This is a genomic window from Isoptericola sp. GX10416, assembly GCF_056590155.1.
Genome location: NZ_JBWPVO010000008.1, coordinates 78,189 through 95,182, shown reverse-complemented (window position 1 = coordinate 95,182; position 16,994 = coordinate 78,189). Strand labels below are relative to the sequence as shown.

At 73.9% G+C, this 16,994-nt stretch carries 15 protein-coding genes, 1 tRNA gene and 1 pseudogene; 9 read left to right on the top strand and 8 right to left on the bottom strand.

All coding sequences use genetic code 11. The features are described from left to right. Window positions 1-6 precede the first annotated feature (6 nt). Together ACWAT2_RS12880 and ACWAT2_RS12875 are read right to left on the bottom strand one after the other, a co-directional pair. Window positions 7-240 (bottom strand): hypothetical protein, encoded by a 234-nt coding sequence (locus ACWAT2_RS12880; protein WP_402374378.1) that lies wholly within the window; start codon window positions 238-240, stop codon window positions 7-9. Continuing rightward, window positions 237-4,496: a hypothetical protein gene (locus tag ACWAT2_RS12875; protein WP_402374376.1), complete on the bottom strand. Its 4,260-nt coding sequence runs from the start codon at window positions 4,494-4,496 to the stop codon at window positions 237-239. Before ACWAT2_RS12875 ends, ACWAT2_RS12880 begins: the two co-directional genes overlap by 4 nt. Before the next feature lie 376 nt (window positions 4,497-4,872). On the opposite strand from ACWAT2_RS12875, the gene ACWAT2_RS12870 reads away from it, so the two are divergent. Continuing rightward, the gene (locus tag ACWAT2_RS12870; RefSeq protein WP_402374539.1) at window positions 4,873-6,063 is read left to right on the top strand and encodes an MFS transporter; all 1,191 of its coding nucleotides are present in this window, start codon (window positions 4,873-4,875) and stop codon (window positions 6,061-6,063) included. A 10-nt stretch (window positions 6,064-6,073) separates the two neighbouring features. On the opposite strand, the gene ACWAT2_RS12865 is transcribed toward ACWAT2_RS12870, so the two are convergent. Continuing rightward, window positions 6,074-6,592: a DinB family protein gene (locus ACWAT2_RS12865; RefSeq protein ID WP_402374374.1), complete on the bottom strand. Its 519-nt coding sequence runs from the start codon at window positions 6,590-6,592 to the stop codon at window positions 6,074-6,076. 100 nt (window positions 6,593-6,692) lie between these two features. Between ACWAT2_RS12865 and ACWAT2_RS12860 the strand changes: the two genes are divergently transcribed. Next, window positions 6,693-7,190: an excalibur calcium-binding domain-containing protein gene (locus tag ACWAT2_RS12860; RefSeq protein ID WP_402374372.1), complete on the top strand. Its 498-nt coding sequence runs from the start codon at window positions 6,693-6,695 to the stop codon at window positions 7,188-7,190. Between the two features lie 39 nt (window positions 7,191-7,229). Here the strand turns inward: ACWAT2_RS12860 and ACWAT2_RS12855 are convergent. Further along, window positions 7,230-7,302, bottom strand: a tRNA-Arg gene (locus ACWAT2_RS12855). 84 nt (window positions 7,303-7,386) lie between these two features. After that, complete coding sequence (locus ACWAT2_RS12850) at window positions 7,387-8,622, bottom strand: ROK family transcriptional regulator (RefSeq protein WP_402374370.1); 1,236 nt, start codon at window positions 8,620-8,622, stop codon at window positions 7,387-7,389. A gap of 92 nt (window positions 8,623-8,714) precedes the next feature. Between ACWAT2_RS12850 and xylA the strand changes: the two genes are divergently transcribed. From xylA to ACWAT2_RS12830, 4 genes and pseudogenes are all read left to right on the top strand, one after another. Then, a complete protein-coding gene (gene xylA, locus ACWAT2_RS12845) occupies window positions 8,715-9,878 on the top strand; it encodes a xylose isomerase (protein ID WP_402374368.1) in 1,164 nt (387 codons plus the stop codon). A gap of 122 nt (window positions 9,879-10,000) precedes the next feature. Beyond that, window positions 10,001-11,509: a xylulokinase gene (locus ACWAT2_RS12840; RefSeq protein ID WP_402374366.1), complete on the top strand. Its 1,509-nt coding sequence runs from the start codon at window positions 10,001-10,003 to the stop codon at window positions 11,507-11,509. A 260-nt stretch (window positions 11,510-11,769) separates the two neighbouring features. Next, complete coding sequence (locus tag ACWAT2_RS12835) at window positions 11,770-13,071, top strand: glycoside hydrolase family 6 protein (RefSeq protein WP_402374364.1); 1,302 nt, start codon at window positions 11,770-11,772, stop codon at window positions 13,069-13,071. Between the two features lie 91 nt (window positions 13,072-13,162). Next, window positions 13,163-13,474 (top strand): annotated as a pseudogene (locus ACWAT2_RS12830) (hypothetical protein); the annotation flags it as partial. Here ACWAT2_RS12830 and ACWAT2_RS12825 read toward each other — a convergent pair. Both ACWAT2_RS12825 and ACWAT2_RS12820 read right to left on the bottom strand, forming a co-directional pair. Next, window positions 13,420-14,133, bottom strand: coding sequence for a dihydrofolate reductase (locus tag ACWAT2_RS12825; protein ID WP_402374362.1), 714 nt, complete (start codon window positions 14,131-14,133; stop codon window positions 13,420-13,422). The pseudogene ACWAT2_RS12830 and the gene ACWAT2_RS12825 overlap by 55 nt on opposite strands. After that, window positions 14,123-14,989 (bottom strand): thymidylate synthase, encoded by an 867-nt coding sequence (locus tag ACWAT2_RS12820; RefSeq protein WP_402374360.1) that lies wholly within the window; start codon window positions 14,987-14,989, stop codon window positions 14,123-14,125. Before ACWAT2_RS12820 ends, ACWAT2_RS12825 begins: the two co-directional genes overlap by 11 nt. Before the next feature lie 69 nt (window positions 14,990-15,058). Between ACWAT2_RS12820 and ACWAT2_RS12815 the strand changes: the two genes are divergently transcribed. Next, window positions 15,059-15,649 carry a hypothetical protein gene (locus ACWAT2_RS12815; RefSeq protein WP_402374358.1) on the top strand — a complete coding sequence of 197 codons (591 nt, stop codon included), beginning with the start codon at window positions 15,059-15,061 and terminating at the stop codon, window positions 15,647-15,649. A gap of 19 nt (window positions 15,650-15,668) precedes the next feature. Here ACWAT2_RS12815 and ACWAT2_RS12810 read toward each other — a convergent pair whose 3' ends face one another. Next, window positions 15,669-15,932, bottom strand: coding sequence for a hypothetical protein (locus ACWAT2_RS12810; protein WP_402374356.1), 264 nt, complete (start codon window positions 15,930-15,932; stop codon window positions 15,669-15,671). Window positions 15,933-16,019: 87 nt separating this feature from the next. On the opposite strand from ACWAT2_RS12810, the gene ACWAT2_RS12805 reads away from it, so the two are divergent. Both ACWAT2_RS12805 and ACWAT2_RS12800 read left to right on the top strand, forming a co-directional pair. After that, window positions 16,020-16,487, top strand: a complete 468-nt coding sequence (locus ACWAT2_RS12805; RefSeq protein WP_402374354.1) for an OsmC family protein — start codon at window positions 16,020-16,022, stop codon at window positions 16,485-16,487. 7 nt (window positions 16,488-16,494) lie between these two features. Then, window positions 16,495-16,989 (top strand): SRPBCC family protein, encoded by a 495-nt coding sequence (locus tag ACWAT2_RS12800; RefSeq protein ID WP_402374352.1) that lies wholly within the window; start codon window positions 16,495-16,497, stop codon window positions 16,987-16,989. Window positions 16,990-16,994 lie beyond the last annotated feature (5 nt).

Here is a 16,994-nt window from a genome sequence, read left to right as displayed (position 1 = left end):
CTCAGGTCACCAGTGCGGCGGCACGTCCCGGCGCAGCCGGTCGTCGTTCGAGTCGTGGCCGCCCTCGTCGTCAGCCGTGACGCCCCAGACGGTCTCGCGCTCGCTGCCGCGGCGCACGGCGCGCCGCGGACCGCGTCGGCGGGCAGCAGGTGCACCCGGCCGGTCAGGCTCCGCGGGGCTCACGGCGTCCCCGGGGTCGGGTGTGCCGGTGGTGTTCGCGGACTCGTCGGAGGACGTCACTCCCCCATTGTCTCCCGGGGATCCTTGACGACCTCGTCAGGCTCGTCGTCGGCCATCACGGGCACCACGACCTCGGGCGGGACCGGCACGCCACCGGGGGTGCCGACCCGCTCGTCGCGGACCTGCTGCACCAGGCGGCGCACGCGGTCCGCCTCGCCCTCCGGGTCCAGGAACGCCGCCGCGGACCACACCTGCGCGACGGTCCAGCCGAGCCCTTCGAGCCGCTGGGCCAGCTGCCGGTCCCGCACCCGCACGGACGGCTCGGCCACGTACTGCGCGTCGTCGGTCAGCACCGCCACGAGCAGCTCGCCCGGCAGGTCGGGATGGCCCACCACGAGCGGGATCCGGTCACCGTCGCCGGTGCCGTAGTCCGTCTCGACGAGGTACCCCAGCCGCCACAGCCGCTCACCCAGGTCCATGAGGAGCCTGTCCGGGACGCGGCCCGCGTCGATCCCGTTGCCGAGCTCCACCTGGTCCGCCACGCCCGAGCGTCGCTCGGCGAGCTCGAGGACGTCCCGCAGCAGCCGCGGCCCGGCGCCACGCAGACGGTCGGGGTCGAGAGCCTCGGCCGGGAAGCAGGACACCACGTGCAGGCGACGCCGCGTCGCGCCGAGCGCTCCCAGCAGCATCGCCGCCCCGCCGTCGTCCCCGAGGACGCCGAACCGGTGCAGCACGCGGCCGTGCGGCGTCCGGCCGAAGCCGAGCGAGAGCAGGATCGTGTCGCGCGAGAGCCCGGCCACCCCCGTGATGTCGGCGACCACGACGGGCTCGGCGCGCCGCCCGGAGAAGAAGGGGGCGAGCGCGGGGTTCGCGCGCACCTCCGCGAGCAGCGCGTCGCGGATCCGGTCCGCGTGCGCGGCGGTGACCGTGACGATCCCGAGCGTCTCCTCGGGGCGGGTCAGCGCATGCTCGATGGACACCTCGACGACGCGGTCCACCTCGGCTCGTGTGCTCTCGACGGACCCGGACGTCGGGTCGGGCATCCCCGTGCCGTCGACGACGTCGAGCTGGACGAGCGCCTCCGGCCGCGGCAGCGGAGCCGGCCGCAGCAGACCCTCGTATCCGTGGGCCGCCAGCAGGCGGGTCAGCTCGGGGTCGCGGCGGTTCTCCCGCGGCTGCAGCGTCACCGTGGGCAGCAGCTGGGACAGCTCGCGCACGCTGGTGCCCGACGCCGTGCGCGGGTCACCGACGACGACCACCTGCCGGCCACGAGCCAGGCAGGTGACGACGACCTCGATCGGCACGTGCTGGACCGCGTCGAGCACCACGAGGTCGACCGTGCGGTGGGTGGGCAGCAGGTGAGGCACCAGCGTGGGGGTCGCCAGGACCACGGGCCGCAACCGCCGGGCCACGTCGCCGTACCTCTCGACGAGCTCGCGCAGCGACGCCATCCGGCCCTCGATGAGCTCGGCGAACATCGCCTCGGACCCCTCACGGTCCTCCCGCATCGCCGCACCCAGGTGCGCGCGGGCGGCCACCCTGGCCGGCTGCGAGAGAGCGGCGAGGTGCCGGGCGTCCAGGTCTCGGAAGCGGCGCGCCAGCGCGTCGAGCCCGGCGCCGTCCTGGCCCGCGAGGGTCGGGTCGCCACCGAGGATCTGCTCGAACACGCTGGTCCACCACGCGAGGTCCAGCTCGGCGGCCACCTGGTCGGCGTCGACGCGGCGCGAGGTCAGGTCGTCGATCAGCTCGCCGAGACCTGCCTCGCGGGCTCGGCGGAGCAGGTTCGTGCGCTCGGGCAGCGTCTCCAGCGCCTGGGGGTCCAGGGCGAGCTGGTGCAGCCGCTCCGCGAGTGCGTCGAGGTCCAGGTCGAGCAGCTGCGCACCGTGCACCGTCGGTCCCAGCACCGGCTCGAGGGCGACGAGGTCGATGCGCACCGCCTCGTACGTGTCCTCGATGGTGGCCAGCCCCTCGGGAAGCGTCGGCCACCCGCCGCGCGGCGAGTGCTCGGCCCAGACGTCGCGCTGCTCGGCCACCTCGATGAGCGCCGAGTGCAGGTTCGGCACCCGGACACCCGGACGGACCATGTCCCGCGCGCGCTTGCGCAGCCGCCGGCGCGTGAACCAGCCCATCTCCACGCCGTGCTCGCTGCGCCACCGACGCGTCGCCGTCGCCTGCACCAGGTCCGTCGCGGTGCGCTCGAACACCATCGGGTGGAACACGTCGAGCGTGCTGCGCATGCCCGCGAGCATCGCGAGCTGCGTACCCCACGCGTTGATCGTGGTCGGCGCCTCCAGGCCCGTCACCTCGCCGGTGTACGCGATCTGACGGCGGAGCTGCGGCAGCGTCGCCTCCTTGAGCCGCCGCACGCGCGCCAGGGCGTCGCGCGCCTCGTCCATCGTCGTCAGGTGGGCGCCGAACCACGCCGTCGAGGACGGCCGCAGCGTGAACGCGCCCAGCGCGGCCGCACGCTCCAGCTCGCCCGCGACCCGCCGTCGGGCGTCACCGTCCAGGGCAACCGCCGTGCGGGCGTCCAGCCGCACCGACGTCGACGGCGCGGGCCGCTCCGAGGTGAGGCGCGCCAGCTCCTGCAGCGCGTCGTACGCGGACACCGCCCACGGCTCGCGGCGGGCGTGCAGGGCGTCGATGTAGCCCGTGAGCTGCGACCGCGCACCGATCAGGGCGTCGCGCACCTGCGCCGCTGCCGAGGCGTCGACGGCCTCCGGCTCCGTCGCCATCGCGGCGAGGAGGCGCTCCGCCATGTCCTCGCGCCAGGTCTGGCGCGGCGTGACGTCCAACGAGAGGCCCTCGAGCCCCAGCTCTTCCAGGCGCTGCGCCAGCCGGTCGGCGGCGCGGCGGTGACCCGTCACGTACAGCACCGAGCGTCCGGCGGCGGCCGCCTCCGTGACCACCGCGGCGACCGTCCCCGCGACGTCGGACCCGAGCGGCGCGTCCACGAAGAAGTGCTGCCCCGTGCCCAGCGCGTCCACGACGTGACGCTGGTAGGGGTCCAGGTCGCCCACGCCGCGCTCGCGTGCCGGGTCCGCGTCACCACGGCGGGGCGCGGGCAGCTCGGCGGTGGAGACGCGCGCGATCGCCTGGTCCGCTCCCGCGAGCGCCGCGACCAGCTCGTGCCGGCCCAGCGCCGGGGAGACCTCGTCGAGGTCGTCGACCAGCGCCTGACCCGGATGGACGAAGGTGCCGACCAGGACGCGCTGCTCCCAGCGGAAGTCGGCGAGGTGCTGGGCCCCGAGCGCGGCGACCCGGTCGAGGACGTCGTCGGGGTCGAACCCGGCCGCCGTGAAGGACGCCTGCGCGAGCGCGCCGAGATCGTCCTGGACGCCGCGGGCACGCAGGGTGCGCGCCAGGACCGGGTTGATCTCCGCCGTCGGCCCCAGCGTCAGGTCGTAGTCGGTCTCGCCGTCACCCCGGGGCGCCAGCGTCACCGGGCGCAGCAGGATGGGCACGTGGACCGTCCGTGTGCCCGGCGTGACCTCGTCGGGCGGGGTCGGGCGACGAACCGGGCGGCTCTGCCGGCGCGCGACGCTCACCACGGGGATCGACGTCGTCACCGCGGGCGTCGTGTCGGCGGTCGCGCCGTCGGCGACCGCCACGTCGCCCCGCGCGGCGCGGGCGGCATCCGCCGGGGACGCGACGGTGGCGACGTCGTCGGGCGACCCGGCGGAGTCCGTCCCCGCCGGTACCGGCGAGGTCGCGCTCGCACCGCTGGCCACCTCGGCGAGCGCGGTGAGGTCGCGATGGCGATCGTCCGCGGACTCGCCCTCCTCGACCGGCTCGGTCCAGGACGCCACACCGATAGCCAGCGAGGTCGGCGCCAGCCCGTACTGCGCGGCGTGCTCCGCGGAGCGCACGACGACGGCACGCGCGTGGCGCCGCGCCGTGGGGAAGGTGCCCGGCTCGCGCACCAGGTTGGACAACCGGGTGGACCGGCCGGCGAAGAGCTGTGCGACGCCCGACGGGTGCGCGGCGGACAGGTCGACCACCGCCTCGCCCAGCATCCCGACGTCGGTGAGCGTGGACCCGCCGACCATCTCGGCCAGCCCGGCACGCCACCGGCGGACCGCCTCGACGAGCGGGGTCGTCGTCGTGGGGCCGTTCGGGGCGGAAGGACCCGGGCGCGGACCGGGCGTGCCGTCGTCGGCGGGAGCGACGCCGTCGTCGGCTCCACCGTCAGGGGCACGCGCGTCGGTGCGTCCGCGGGCGTTCGCGCGCCCGGGCCGCCGGCGGGCACTGTCGTCCTGCGGCTCGACCGAGGGCTCGGCCGCGGCCGCGGCTGTGGATCGGCGGAGGACTCTCACGCCAGCACGGTAGACCGGCTCGCGGGGCCGACGGCGCCGGGCACGCCGGGGCGACCGGGATCGTCCGGGAAACCCCAGGGAGTGAAACTGTCGACGCCCCCTCGGCGGGGGGTCCGAGGAGGCGTCCGACCGGAAGCCGGTCGAGGACAGCGCGCACCGCGCAGGGGGCGGGCGATGCGCGCTGCCACCAGGCAGTCTGCCCCCCGCGCGTCTGACCAGTCAATACTCCGGAGCCGTTCAGCCGACACATTCGCGGGATCGCTCCCACCTGCGGTGACGTCGGGTGATGCACTGGGCAAAGAGGTGGCAGCGACGGGTGGCGTCCGCCTACGCTCCTGCGGTGAGGAGAGCGCTCGAGGCCATCGTCCCGGCCCGGATGGGGACCCCGTTCCGGTGGATGCTCGCGTCGAGCTGGACCAGCAACATCGGCGACGGCATCGCGCTGGCCGCCGGCCCGCTCCTCGTGGCGTCGCAGACGGACTCCGCGACGCTCGTCGCGCTGGCCGCGATGCTGCAGCGGCTGCCGTGGCTGCTCTTCGGGTTGTGGGCGGGCGCCCTGGCCGACCGGGTCGACAGGCGCCGGATCGTCATCGTCGCCAACGCGCTGCGCGCCGTCATCGTCGCCGTGCTGTGCCTCACGATCGCGACCGGTGCCGCGAACATCGTCGTGGTGCTCACCGCGATGCTTCTCATGGGTGTCGCCGAGGTGTTCGCCGACACCACCTCCCAGACGCTGCTGCCCATGCTGGTGGACAAGCGGGACCTCGGGACCGGCAACGCGCGGCTCCAAGCCGGGTTCCTCACCGGCAACCAGCTCGCCGGGCCGCCGATCGGGGCGTTCCTGTTCGCCCTCGGTATGGCATGGCCGTTCCTCGTGCAGGTCGTGTGCGTGCTGCTCGCCATCGTGCTCATCAGCCGCATCACCCTGCCGGCGGTGCCGCGTGCCGAGAGCCCCGCCCCGGCGTGCCGAGAGATCCTCGACGGGCTGCGCTGGCTGTGGACCCACCCCCCGGTGCGGACGCTCGCGCTCGTCATCTTCACGTTCAACGCGACGTGGGCCGCCCCGTGGGGCGTCCTGGTGCTGTACTCGCTCGACCGGCTGCAGATAGGACCGGTCGGGTACGGCCTGCTGACCACCGCCACCGGCGTCGGCGGGGTGCTCGGGACGCTGCTCTACGGCCGGCTGGAGCGACGGTTCTCGCTCGCGACCCTCATGAAGACGGTCCTGGCGATGGAGGTCGCGTTCCACCTCGTGCTCGCGCTGACGACGTCCGCCTGGGTCGCGATGGCGACCGTTTTCGTGTTCGGCGCCTACACCTTCGTGTGGGGGACGGTGTCGAACACCGTGCGCCAGCGTGCGGTGCCGACCGAGTACCAGGGGCGGGTCGGGTCGGTGTACCTCATCGGGCTGTTCGGCGGGATCGTGGTCGGCAACGCCCTCGGCGGGGTGCTCACCGACCTGTGGGGCATCACGGCGCCGTTCTGGTTCGCGTTCGTCGGTGCCGGGGTGACGCTCGCGCTGGTGTGGCGCCAGCTCGACCACATCGCCCACGCCGAAGCCGGCTGACCTCGGCGGGCTACTCGCCCGTCGCGCCGTCCGACAGCTCTCGAGCGACATCGAGGTGCCCCGCGTGGCGCGCGTACTCCTGCAGCACGTGGAAGCAGATCCATGCCAGCGTGGGCGGGTCGTCGGAGAACCGGCCGCCGACGGCGCCCCGTTCGGCGAGGTCGTGCTCCGCGAGCACCGCTCGGGTACGCCCGCCTCCGGCGTGCAGCGCGGCGACCAGCTCGTCACGGGTGACGCCGTCGGGCACCACCCACCGCCCGTGCGGGTCGCCGTCGGCGTGGTCGCCCCACGGATCGGCGACCGGCTCGGCGAGGAAGCCCCACACGAACCAGCGGCGCTCCATGTGGACCAGGTGGATCAGCAGCTCCAACGGCGTCCAGCCCGACGGCAGCCTGCTGGTGCGCAGCGCGGCGTCGGTCATGCCGTGGAGCTTCCGCTCGACGGCGTCGCGGTAGTAGTCGAGGTAGGCGACGAAGTGGGCCTTCGGGTCCGAGGAGTCGAGCCGGGGCTCGACGGCGGAGAGCGGCATGCGCCCAGCGTAGGGCGGTGACGTATCTCGACGGTCCGCGCGCCCTCTCTCCAGATAGGTCGCGCAGTCGACGGCGGCTCAGTCGGACCAGGAGGCAGCGATGCCAGCATCAACCGGCGGGTCCACACCAGCAGCCGTACGGACGAGACCCCGAGCCCTTCGGGTTCTGCGATGGGTCGGCGTCGGTCTGGTGGTCCTCATGCTTCTGGTGCAGTGCGCCATGCTGTCCGAGCAGGGGAACCGCATCGCGACACTCGAGACGACGAGCGCGAGCATCGGTCCGCCCGGCCCTCAAGGGCCTCCGGGAGAGCCCGGACCACAGGGGTCAACGGGCGAGGACGGGGCACGAGGGGAGCAGGGCCCCCGCGGCGATCGTGGGCCGCGAGGAAAGCAAGGTCCACGGGGTGAGCAGGGCGCTCGGGGCGAAGCCGGAGCGGGTGCTACGCAGAGCCTGCCCGACACCTCGCCGGACTCGGGCAGCGACTACTTCGAGAACTGCGACGCCGCACGTGCTGCTGGAGCGGCACCGGTCGTGGTCGGAGACCCGGGATACGGTCCGCACCTCGACCGGGACGGCGACGGCATCGGCTGCGAGTAGCCACCCGCCTCCCTGCCGATTGCCGACCCTTGACCAAAGTGCGCCTGACTGGACTCGAACCAGCAACCGTCCGCTTAGGAGGCGAATGCTCTATCCATTGAGCTACAGGCGCTTGCCGCCACGAGGACGGCGACGTCGTCAGGACCGGGCCCCGACGACGCCCACAGCCTAGCGCCCGAGCCCGCGCACCGCGGAATCAGCCCCACGCGGCCGGGTCGGCCACGACCTCCCGCAGCACCTCGCGCGCTCCCCCGGACAGCGCGGCGTGCTGACCGGCCCGGGCGGCCCGGACGTCGGGCTCCGCGAAGGGCGCGGCCAGCACCCGCTCCCGCAGCACCGCGGTGACGTCGTCGTGCAGCCACGGCTCCAGCTCGACGTACACACCGCCGAGCACCACGGTGGACACGCCGGTGAGGTTCACGAAGTCGGCGAGCGCCGAGCCCAGCGCCCGGCCGGCACGGTGCAGCGCGTCGCGTGCGCCGTCGTCGTCCGCCTCGAGGGTGGCGACGAGCGCGCGGAGCGGGGCGTCGACCGGCAGCCCGGCGGCGCGCAGCACGGCCTCCTTGCCCGCGTACTGCTCGAGGCAGCCGTGCGCGCCGCAGGTGCAGCGCGGGCCGGCGGGGTCGACGACGACGTGGCCTACCTCGCCGTTCCAGCCGCGTTCGGCGAGGAACAGGCCGCGGTCGACGACGATGCCGGCGCCGATGCCGACGTCGCCGGAGACGTAGAGGAAGGAGTCGGGGACCTCGCCGGCGAGCTCGGCGAGCGCGGCGAGCTTGGCCTCGTTGGCGACCCGCACGGGCAGGTCGCCGAGCCCCAGCAGCGGCACGGGGTCGAGCGACGACCACCCGAGGTTGGGTGCGACCTCGAGCTCGCCGGTGCGGGCGTCGACGAGGCCGGGCAGCGCGAGCCGGGCCCCGGCGACGCGCATGCCCTCGCCCTCGACGGCGTCGACGACGCCGGCGGCGAGCGCGCCGAGCCGGCCGAGCAGGGTCGCCGGTTCGGAGTCGTGGAACGTGCCCTGCTCGACGGCGTCGGCGACGGTCTGTCCGGAGAGGTCGAGGGCGCGCACGCCCAGATGGTCGACGTTCACCTCGAGCCCGAGGCCGACGACGGTGCGAGCGGCGGGCACGAGCGGCACGGCGGGACGGCCGGCGCGCTGGGCGGCGGCGGGCGGCAGCTCGGCGACGAGGCGGGCGGCCACCAGGTGGTCGACGAGCGTCGAGACGGTGGCACGGGTCAGCCCGGTGGCGGCGGCGACGTCGGCGCGGGACGGTGGTACGGCGTCCGGAGGTCCGGCGGCGGCGTCGTAGATGGCCCTCGCCACGAGACGGAGGTTGCGTTCGCGCAGCGTGTGCTGCCGCGAGGCGCTGCTGCCGCCACCCGGGGGTGCACCGGTGGTGCGCTGCGTCGTCGTCGGCTCGGCGGTCACGCCTTGACTGTAGCCCAGGTACCGGCAATAGTTCATCCGTACAACAAAACTGCCGCGGCGTCGCCCGGCACCCGACTCGACGAGGAGAACCCGTGAGCGACATCAAGTACTCGTTCGGCCTGTGGACCGTGGGCTGGCCCGCGAACGACCCCTTCGGCACCGCGACCCGCCCCGAGCTGGACCCGGCCGAGTCGATCCGCAAGCTGGCCGACCTCGGCGCCTGGGGCTTCACGTACCACGACAACGACGTGTTCCCGTTCGGCGCCTCCGAGGCCGACCGTCAGGCGGGCCTCGACGCCGTGAAGAAGGCCTCCCAGGAGTCGGGCCTGGTCTGCGAGATGGTCACGACCAACACGTTCTCGCACCCGATCTTCAAGGACGGCGCGTTCACCTCGAACAACCGCGACGTGCGCCGGTTCGGCCTGAAGAAGGTCCTGCGCAGCGTCGACAACGCCGCCGAGATGGGCGCCTCCACGTTCGTCATGTGGGGCGGCCGCGAGGGCACCGAGTACGACAACTCGAAGGACCTCGCCGCCGCGCACGCCCGTTACGCCGAGGGCATCGACACCGTCGCCGCCTACATCAAGTCCAAGGGCTACGACCTCAAGATCGGTCTCGAGCCGAAGCCGAACGAGCCCCGCGGCGACATCTTCCTGCCGACCATCGGGCACGCGATCGCGCTGATCAACACGCTCGACAACGGCGACATCGTGGGGCTCAACCCGGAGACCGGGCACGAGCAGATGGCGGGCCTCAACTACACGCACGGTCTCGCGCTGGCGCTGTACTGCGGCAAGCTGTTCCACATCGACCTCAACGGCCAGCACGGCCCGCGCTACGACCAGGACCTCGTGTTCGGTCACGGCGACCTGCTGTCGGCGTTCTTCACGGTCGACCTGCTGGAGAACGGGTTCCCGAACGGCGGCCCGCGCTACGAGGGCCCGCGGCACTTCGACTACAAGCCGAGCCGCACCGAGCACCTCGACGGCGTGTGGGAGTCGGCCAAGGCCAACATGGCCACCTACGACATGCTCGCCGCGAAGGCGAAGGCGTACCGCGAGGACCCTGCCGTGCAGCAGGCGTTCGAGCACGCCGGCATCTTCGAGCTGGGTCAGTCGACGCTGGGTGAGGGCGAGTCCTTCGACGCGTTCCTCGCGGACGAGTCGGTGGACGGCATCGACGTCGACGCCGTGGCCGCGCGCGACTACGGTCTGGTGAAGCTGCACCAGCTCGCGCTGGAGCACCTCATCGGCTGAGTCGCAGCTGACCTTCGTCGTTGTGGGCGCGATTTCTGGCCCGGTATGCCCGGTTCGCCGGGCTTCCGGGCCCAGAAATCGCGCCCACAACACCCGTCGACTGAACCAACCAAGGAGCGAAGATGCCCCTCGTGGCAGGCGTGGACACCTCCACGCAGTCCTGCAAGATCGTCGTGCGCGACGCCGAGACCGGCGCCCTGGTGCGTTCCGGCTCGGCCCAGCACCCGGACGGCACGGAGGTCCACCCCGACCACTGGTGGACGGCCTTCACCGAGGCGGCCCGCGCGGCCGGTGGGCTCGACGACGTGGCCGCGATCGCCGTCGGCGGCCAGCAGCACGGCATGGTCGCCCTCGACGCCGAGGGGAACGTGGTCCGCGACGCCCTGCTGTGGAACGACACCCGGTCCGCCCCGGCTGCCGAGGACCTCATCCGTGAGCTCGGCGAGGGCGATCGTGATGCCGGTGCCCAGCGCTGGGCGGATGCCACCGGATCGGTCCTCGTCGCCTCGCTCACCATCACGAAGCTGCGCTGGCTGCGCGACGCCGAGCCCGACAACGCCGCCCGCGTCGCCGCCGTCGCGCTCCCTCACGACTGGCTGAGCTGGCGCATCGCCGGCTACGGACCGGCCGGCGACCCGTCGGCGCCCCTCGGCCCGCAGCTCGACCGCCTCTTCACCGACCGGTCCGACGCCTCCGGGACCGGCTACTACGACGCCGAGGCCGCGGCCGACGACGGCACTCCCGACGGGCCGGGCGCGTACCGGCGCGACCTGCTCGCCCTCGGGTTCGGCCGCGACGACGTCGTGCTGCCGCGCGTCCTCGCACCCTCCGAGTCCGGCGGCGTCGCCCACCCAACCGTGGCGGGCTCCGCGGTCGACGGCGGTGCCCTGCTGGGTCCCGGCGCGGGCGACAACGCGGGCGCCTCGCTCGGCCTGGGCATGGGTCCGGGCGACATCGCGATCTCGATCGGCACCTCCGGCGTCGTCTCCGCCGTCGCACCGCGCCGCACCGCCGACGGCTCGGGCGCGATCAACGGGTTCGCCGACGCCACCGGCAACGCCCTCATGCTCGCGGTGACGCTGAACGCCGCGCGGGTGCTCGACGCCGCCCGCACCGTGCTGGACACCGACTTCGACGGTCTCGCGCGTCTCGCCCTGTCCGCACCGCCCGGGGCCGACGGCCTGGTGCTGGTGCCCTATCTCGAGGGCGAGCGCACGCCCAACCGTCCCGATGCGACCGGCACGCTGCACGGCGTCCGCCTCAAGAGCTCGACGCGCGAGCACCTGGCCCGTGCGTACGTCGAGGGGATGCTGTGCGGGCTGGCCGACGGGCTCGACGCCCTGCGGGCCCAGGGCGTACCCGTCGAGCGCGTCATGCTCATCGGTGGTGCCGCCCAGTCGCCGGCGGTCCAGGAGATCGCGCCGCAGGTCTTCGGCGTGCCGATCTCGATCCCCGCGGCGGGCGAGTACGTGGCCGACGGCGCCGCGCGGCAGGCGGCATGGGTGCTCGCGGCCGCGTCTGACCCGTCCGCGTCGGCCCCGTCGTGGTCGACGTCGGTCACCGCCACGCTCGACGCGGACCCGCGCCCGGTGGTGCGCGAGCAGTACGCGGCGGTCCGCGACCTGGTGTGACGACCGTACGCCGGCGTCCGTCCACGGTGCCGGCACCAGCGCCGGACGGCCCGGGAGGAGCGATCCTCCCGGGCCGTCGCGCTGCCCGGCGGCCATCGTCGGAACGATTCGACCTAATCGTTTAGCCCGGTGACCGCTCCCCGGCCCACGACTAACGTGGCCGCCGTCCTGAACCGTCTACTTCCTCCAGATCGGAGTCCGGAATGCAGCAGGTACGACGACGAACCCGCTGGACAGCTCTTCTCGCCTCAGCCGGCCTGATGGCCACCGGCGCCGTCGGTGTAGCCACCGCGACCAGCGCCGCGGCAGCCGAGGGCTGCTCGGTGGACTACCGCGTCACCAACGAGTGGTCGGGCGGCTTCCAGGCCGACGTCACGGTGACCAACCTCGGCGACCCGATCTCCGCGTGGCAGCTCGGCTGGACGGCCGCCTCCGGGCAGTCGGTGAACCAGGCGTGGAACGCCGAGGTGTCCCAGTCCGGCAGCACCGTCGAGGCCTCGGGCGTCGACTGGAACTCGGCCCTCGCCGCCGACGCCTCCGCGAGCTTCGGGTTCATCGGCACCTGGTCCGGCGACAACCCCGTCCCGAGCGACTTCACCCTCAACGGGGTGTCCTGCACCGGCGACGTCGGCGAGCCCGACCCGGAGCCCGAGCCCGACCCGACGGACCCCGAGCCCGACCCGACGGACCCCGAGCCCGACCCGGACCCCACGCCCGCGCCGTCCGGTGACCTCTACGTCGACCCGGACACGCAGGCGTACGCGGCATGGGAGGCGGCGAGCGGCAGCGACAAGGACCTGCTCGCCAAGATCGCCCTGACGCCGCAGGCGTACTGGGTCGGCAACTGGAACGACGCCGAGACGGAGCGCGCCGCCGTCGCCGACTACACCGGCCGCGCGGCGGCTGACGGGACGACGGCGATGCTCGCGGTCTACGCCATTCCCGGCCGCGACTGCGGCAACCACTCGGGCGGTGGCGTCGAGGAGAGCGAGTACGCCCAGTGGATCGACGAGGTCGCCGCCGGGATCCAGGGCAACCCCTTCATCGTCCTGGAGCCGGACGCTCTGGCCCAGCTCGGTGACTGCGACGGCCAGGGCGACCGCGTCGGTCTCCTGCAGTACGCCGCCGAGCAGCTCACGGCCGCGGGCGGCCGCGTCTACATCGACGCCGGGCACTCCGGCTGGCTGAGCCCCGGAGACGCCGCAGACCGCCTCAACCAGATCGGGTTCGACCACGCGGTCGGGTTCGCACTCAACACGTCGAACTACAACCCGACGGCCGCCGAGCAGGCCTACGGCGAGCAGATCTCGGCGCTCACCGGTGGTGCCTCCTACGTCATCGACACGTCGCGCAACGGCAACGGCTCCAACGGCGAGTGGTGCAACCCACGCGGCCGTGCGCTGGGTGAGCAGCCGCGCACCGTCGACGACGGCACGGCGCTCGACGCCCTGCTCTGGGTCAAGCTGCCCGGCGAGTCGGACGGCAGCTGCAACGGCGGCCCGGCCGCCGGTGCCTGGTGGCAGGAGATCGCCCTCGAGATGGCGGAGAACGCCTCCTGGTGATCGTCCCCGGTGAACCGGGTCCCCCGCGCGGGGGACCCGGTTGCCCGGGCCGGGGGATCACTCCCTCGGCCCGGGGCGCCACGCTGACGGTATGGAACAGACGAAGAGCACTGGTGCGGGCCTGACCCGCACCGCCGGCATCCTCATGATCGTCATCGCGGTGCTGCACGCCGTCGTCACCACCACGTCCCACTGGAGCGGCTGGCTCGCCGGCGACCTGCGCGACCGCACGGCGAGCGCCGAGTCGGTGGCGGCCTTCTGGGCGCAGCCCGGTGGGTTCGCCGTGGTCGTGCTGGTGCTCGGTCTCCTGGTCGTCCGTGCGGCGAACAGGGGTGACCGGCTCCCTGCCTATGTCGGCTGGTCGCTCCTCGGCTGGGTCGTCCTCTGCCTCGTCCTGATCGGCCCTGCGAGCGGCTTCAGCCTCGCGCTCGTGCCGGCTGCCCTGCTGGTCGCTGCCGACGTGCGGGCGCGGCTCGCGACCCGCCGCCGCCAGGTGCGGATCCGGTAGCGCAGCCCGGCGGTGCCCGACGACGTCATCCAGCGTGTCGACGCACCTGCGGCCGGCGACCACTCGGCCGGGTCGAGCACCGGTGCGAACGCGTCCCCCGCCACGTCGAGGTCGACCTCCGTGACCATGCAGACGTCCGCGAGCGCGACCGCCTCCGCGTAGACCTGCCCGCCACCCATGACCCACACCTCGTCGCCACCGACCGCCTCGCGCGCGATGTCCAGCGCGGCGGGCAGCGACGACGCGACCACCGCACCGTCGTCGGACCATCCGGGTTGCCGGGTCACCACCACGTTGGTGCGTCCGGGCAGCGGCCGGACCCTGGCCGGCAGCGACTCCCAGGTGAGCCTGCCCATGACGACCGGGTGCCCCGCCGTCGTGCGCTTGAAGTGCGCGAAGTCCTCCGGGACGTGCCACGGGATGGCTCCGCCCGCACCGATGACCGGTCGGCCCGCGGCGTCACGGGCCTGCGCCCAGATCAGCCCGACCACACCACGCCCGCCGCGCGATCCCTCGGACCGCGATCCCTCGGCCCCCGGACCCTCAGACAGCAACAGGTGCCTTGATGCCGGGATGGTGCTGGTAGCCGACCACCTCGATGTCCTCGTAGGTGTAGTCGAGGATCGACGCACGGGGCGCGAGCCGCAGCCGCGGGTACGGGTAGGGGTCGCGCGCGAGCTGCGTGGTCACCTGCTCCACGTGGTTGTCGTAGATGTGGCAGTCGCCGCCGGTCCATACGAAGTCGCCGACCGCGAGCCCGGTCTGTGCCGCCACCATGTGCGTCAGCAGCGCGTACGAGGCGATGTTGAAGGGCACGCCGAGGAACAGGTCGGCCGAGCGCTGGTAGAGCTGGCAGCTCAACCGGCCGTCCGCCACGTAGAACTGGAACATGACGTGGCACGGCGGCAGCGCCATGTTCTCGATCTCGGCGACGTTCCACGCCGAGACGATGTGCCGCCGCGAGTCCGGGTTGGTGCGGAGCTGATCGACGACGCGCGCGATCTGGTCCACGTGCCGGCCGTCCGGCGTCGGCCACGAGCGCCACTGCACGCCGTAGACGGGGCCGAGCTCGCCCCCGGCGTCGGCCCACTCGTCCCAGATGGACACACCGTGCTCCTGCAGCCACCGGACGTTCGAGTCGCCGCGCAGGAACCACAGCAGCTCGTACGCGATCGACTTCAGGTGCACGCGCTTGGTGGTGATGAGCGGGAAGCCGGCCTCCAGGTCGTAGCGGATCTGCCGCCCGAACACGCTGCGCGTGCCCGTCCCGGTGCGATCGTCCTTGCGCGTGCCGTGCTCCAGGACGTCGCGCAGCAGGTCCTCGTAGGGGGTCGGCACGGTGCCCGACGGCGCGGGCTCACCCGCGGACGTCGGCACGGCGGTGGCGTCCGTGAAGTCAGGGGCGGTCATGCGGACGAGTCTACGGACGCTCGGCGCCGGGGTGCTGGAGGCTGACCGGCCCGCCGGTACCGTGAAGCCATGAGCCCCCGACGACTCGCGACCACCGGCGGGCTCGCCGCCGTCGTCAGCGTGCTCGTCGTGCTGCTGTACTCCGCACGGGTCGGGCGCCGGATCGGCGAGCCGGGCGTGATCTCCGGTCTCGCGCTGGTGCTGGTCGTGGCCGCGGTCGCGGTGGCCGTGTGGTTCGCCGTCGTCTCGGCGCGCGTGCGCAGCCAGGTCGCACGGGTGGCGCGGTACCGGCCCGGCTCCCCGCTGTTCGTCGGGCGCCCGACGGCGGCACTGACGGCCGAGGCCCGCAGCCTCCGGGCGGGGACGCGCGGCCTGCCGCCCGACTGCCCCGACCGGGAGCATGTGGTCTACGCGATCCTCACCGACCGGGTCGAGCTGTGGGTCCGTGGCGACGACGCCCCGCGATGGTGGGTGACGCTGCCCGCCCCGGTCGCGACCGGCACGGTGGGCTCCGGCCGGCGGGTGCTGGACGCCCTGACGGTCCGGGACGCCTCGGCCCGGCTGCAGCTCGTGCCGACGTCGGACTCCGCGCAGGCGTGGCCGTCCCGGGCGCACCGGGCCGCCGCCGTCGCGCACGCCCGGGAGCTGCTGCAGCGCTGACCTCGTCGCGGGCCGGACGCTACTCCGACGGCCGCGCGTGCCGCGCGGCGTGCGGTGCGTCGACCGGCTCGTCGGGCACGGCGTCCGTCCCGTCACGACGGAGGTGGGCGCCGTGCTCCACCGCGGCGGACCGCTCCGCGGCACGGACGTCCGGCCCGACGGCCCCCGGGCGCTCGGGGTGCACGGAGCCGTCGTCGCTCTCGCTGCCGGTCGTCCCGCCGTCGGGCAGCTCGTCCGGCAGGATCTTGCCCGACCCGAAGTCGGACTTGTCCCGGGTGCTCATCCTTCGATCCAAGCACCGTCCGACGCCTCTCGCGCGGTGTGACGGACGCCGTCGCGCCAGATGTGTCTGCGGTGCGAGGATCGACCCATGACCGACGAGACGACCGCCGCCGACGCACCCGCCGCCGTGACCCCCTCCCCGACCGACCCGCTGTGGGTCGAGCGCACCGGTACCCGCACCTACCGCGGGCACACCGCGCGCGGTGCCAGCGTAGAGATCGGGCCGGCCTCCGAGGGCGCCGTCTTCACCCCGGGCGAGCTGCTGAAGATCGCGCTCGCGGCGTGCGCCGGCATGGCCAGCGACACCAAGTTCTCGCGCGTGCTCGGTGACGACTACCGCGTCACCGTCCGCGTCGAGGACCCCAAGGACATGAGCGACGACCGGTACCCCGTGCTGACGGAGAAGTTCGAGATCGACCTCTCCGAGCTGGACGACAAGACCCGCGAGAAGACCCTCCTGCTCGCTCAGCGGTCCATCGACCGCGCCTGCACCGTGGGCCGCACGCTCAAGGCCGGCGCCGAGGTCCCCCCGGCACAGTTCGCCCCGCCGGCCTGACGGTCCCGTGACCACCCGTCCGGCGTACCGCGTCGAGGTGTCCCGGCTGCTGCCGGTCGACGCCGAGGCCGCGTTCGCCCGGGTGTCGGACCCGCGCCACCACCCGCGCTGGGTCCCGCTGACGCGCTACGACGGGCCGACGGCGGCACCGGCGCCGGGCGTCGGGTTCACCATGGTGAGCGGACCGGGCGCACGGCGCGGCCGAGCCGGGTTCGTCGACCGGATGACCACCCTGCAGCATGTCGCGCCGTCGACGGCGGAGGGGACCGTCGGGCGCAACGTGGTGCGCAAGGACGGGCCTGCCCTGAGCGGCACCGCCGGACTCGACGTCGTCCCGGTGGACGCGGGCCGCTCACGCGTCGTGTGGTGGGAGGAGGTGCGCCTCGTCGGGCCGTGGCCGCGGCGGGCGAACGAGCGCGCGGTCGGGCTCTTCCTGCGAGCGATGCTGGCCGTCACGCTGTGGCGGTTCAGCCGCGAGGTCTGCTCGCGGGGCCGCGGGTAGAGTCG

Coding starts and splice junctions, on each gene's coding strand:
- ACWAT2_RS12835 (WP_402374364.1), top strand. CDS start 11,770: ATGGCCACCGGCGCCGTCGGTGTAGCCACCGCGACCAGCGCCGCGGCA.
- ACWAT2_RS12870 (WP_402374539.1), top strand. CDS start 4,873: ATGGGGACCCCGTTCCGGTGGATGCTCGCGTCGAGCTGGACCAGCAAC.
- ACWAT2_RS12860 (WP_402374372.1), top strand. CDS start 6,693: ATGCCAGCATCAACCGGCGGGTCCACACCAGCAGCCGTACGGACGAGA.
- ACWAT2_RS12840 (WP_402374366.1), top strand. CDS start 10,001: ATGCCCCTCGTGGCAGGCGTGGACACCTCCACGCAGTCCTGCAAGATC.
- ACWAT2_RS12820 (WP_402374360.1), bottom strand. CDS start 14,989: ATGACCGCCCCTGACTTCACGGACGCCACCGCCGTGCCGACGTCCGCG.
- ACWAT2_RS12865 (WP_402374374.1), bottom strand. CDS start 6,592: ATGCCGCTCTCCGCCGTCGAGCCCCGGCTCGACTCCTCGGACCCGAAG.
- ACWAT2_RS12810 (WP_402374356.1), bottom strand. CDS start 15,932: ATGAGCACCCGGGACAAGTCCGACTTCGGGTCGGGCAAGATCCTGCCG.
- ACWAT2_RS12815 (WP_402374358.1), top strand. CDS start 15,059: ATGAGCCCCCGACGACTCGCGACCACCGGCGGGCTCGCCGCCGTCGTC.
- ACWAT2_RS12805 (WP_402374354.1), top strand. CDS start 16,020: ATGACCGACGAGACGACCGCCGCCGACGCACCCGCCGCCGTGACCCCC.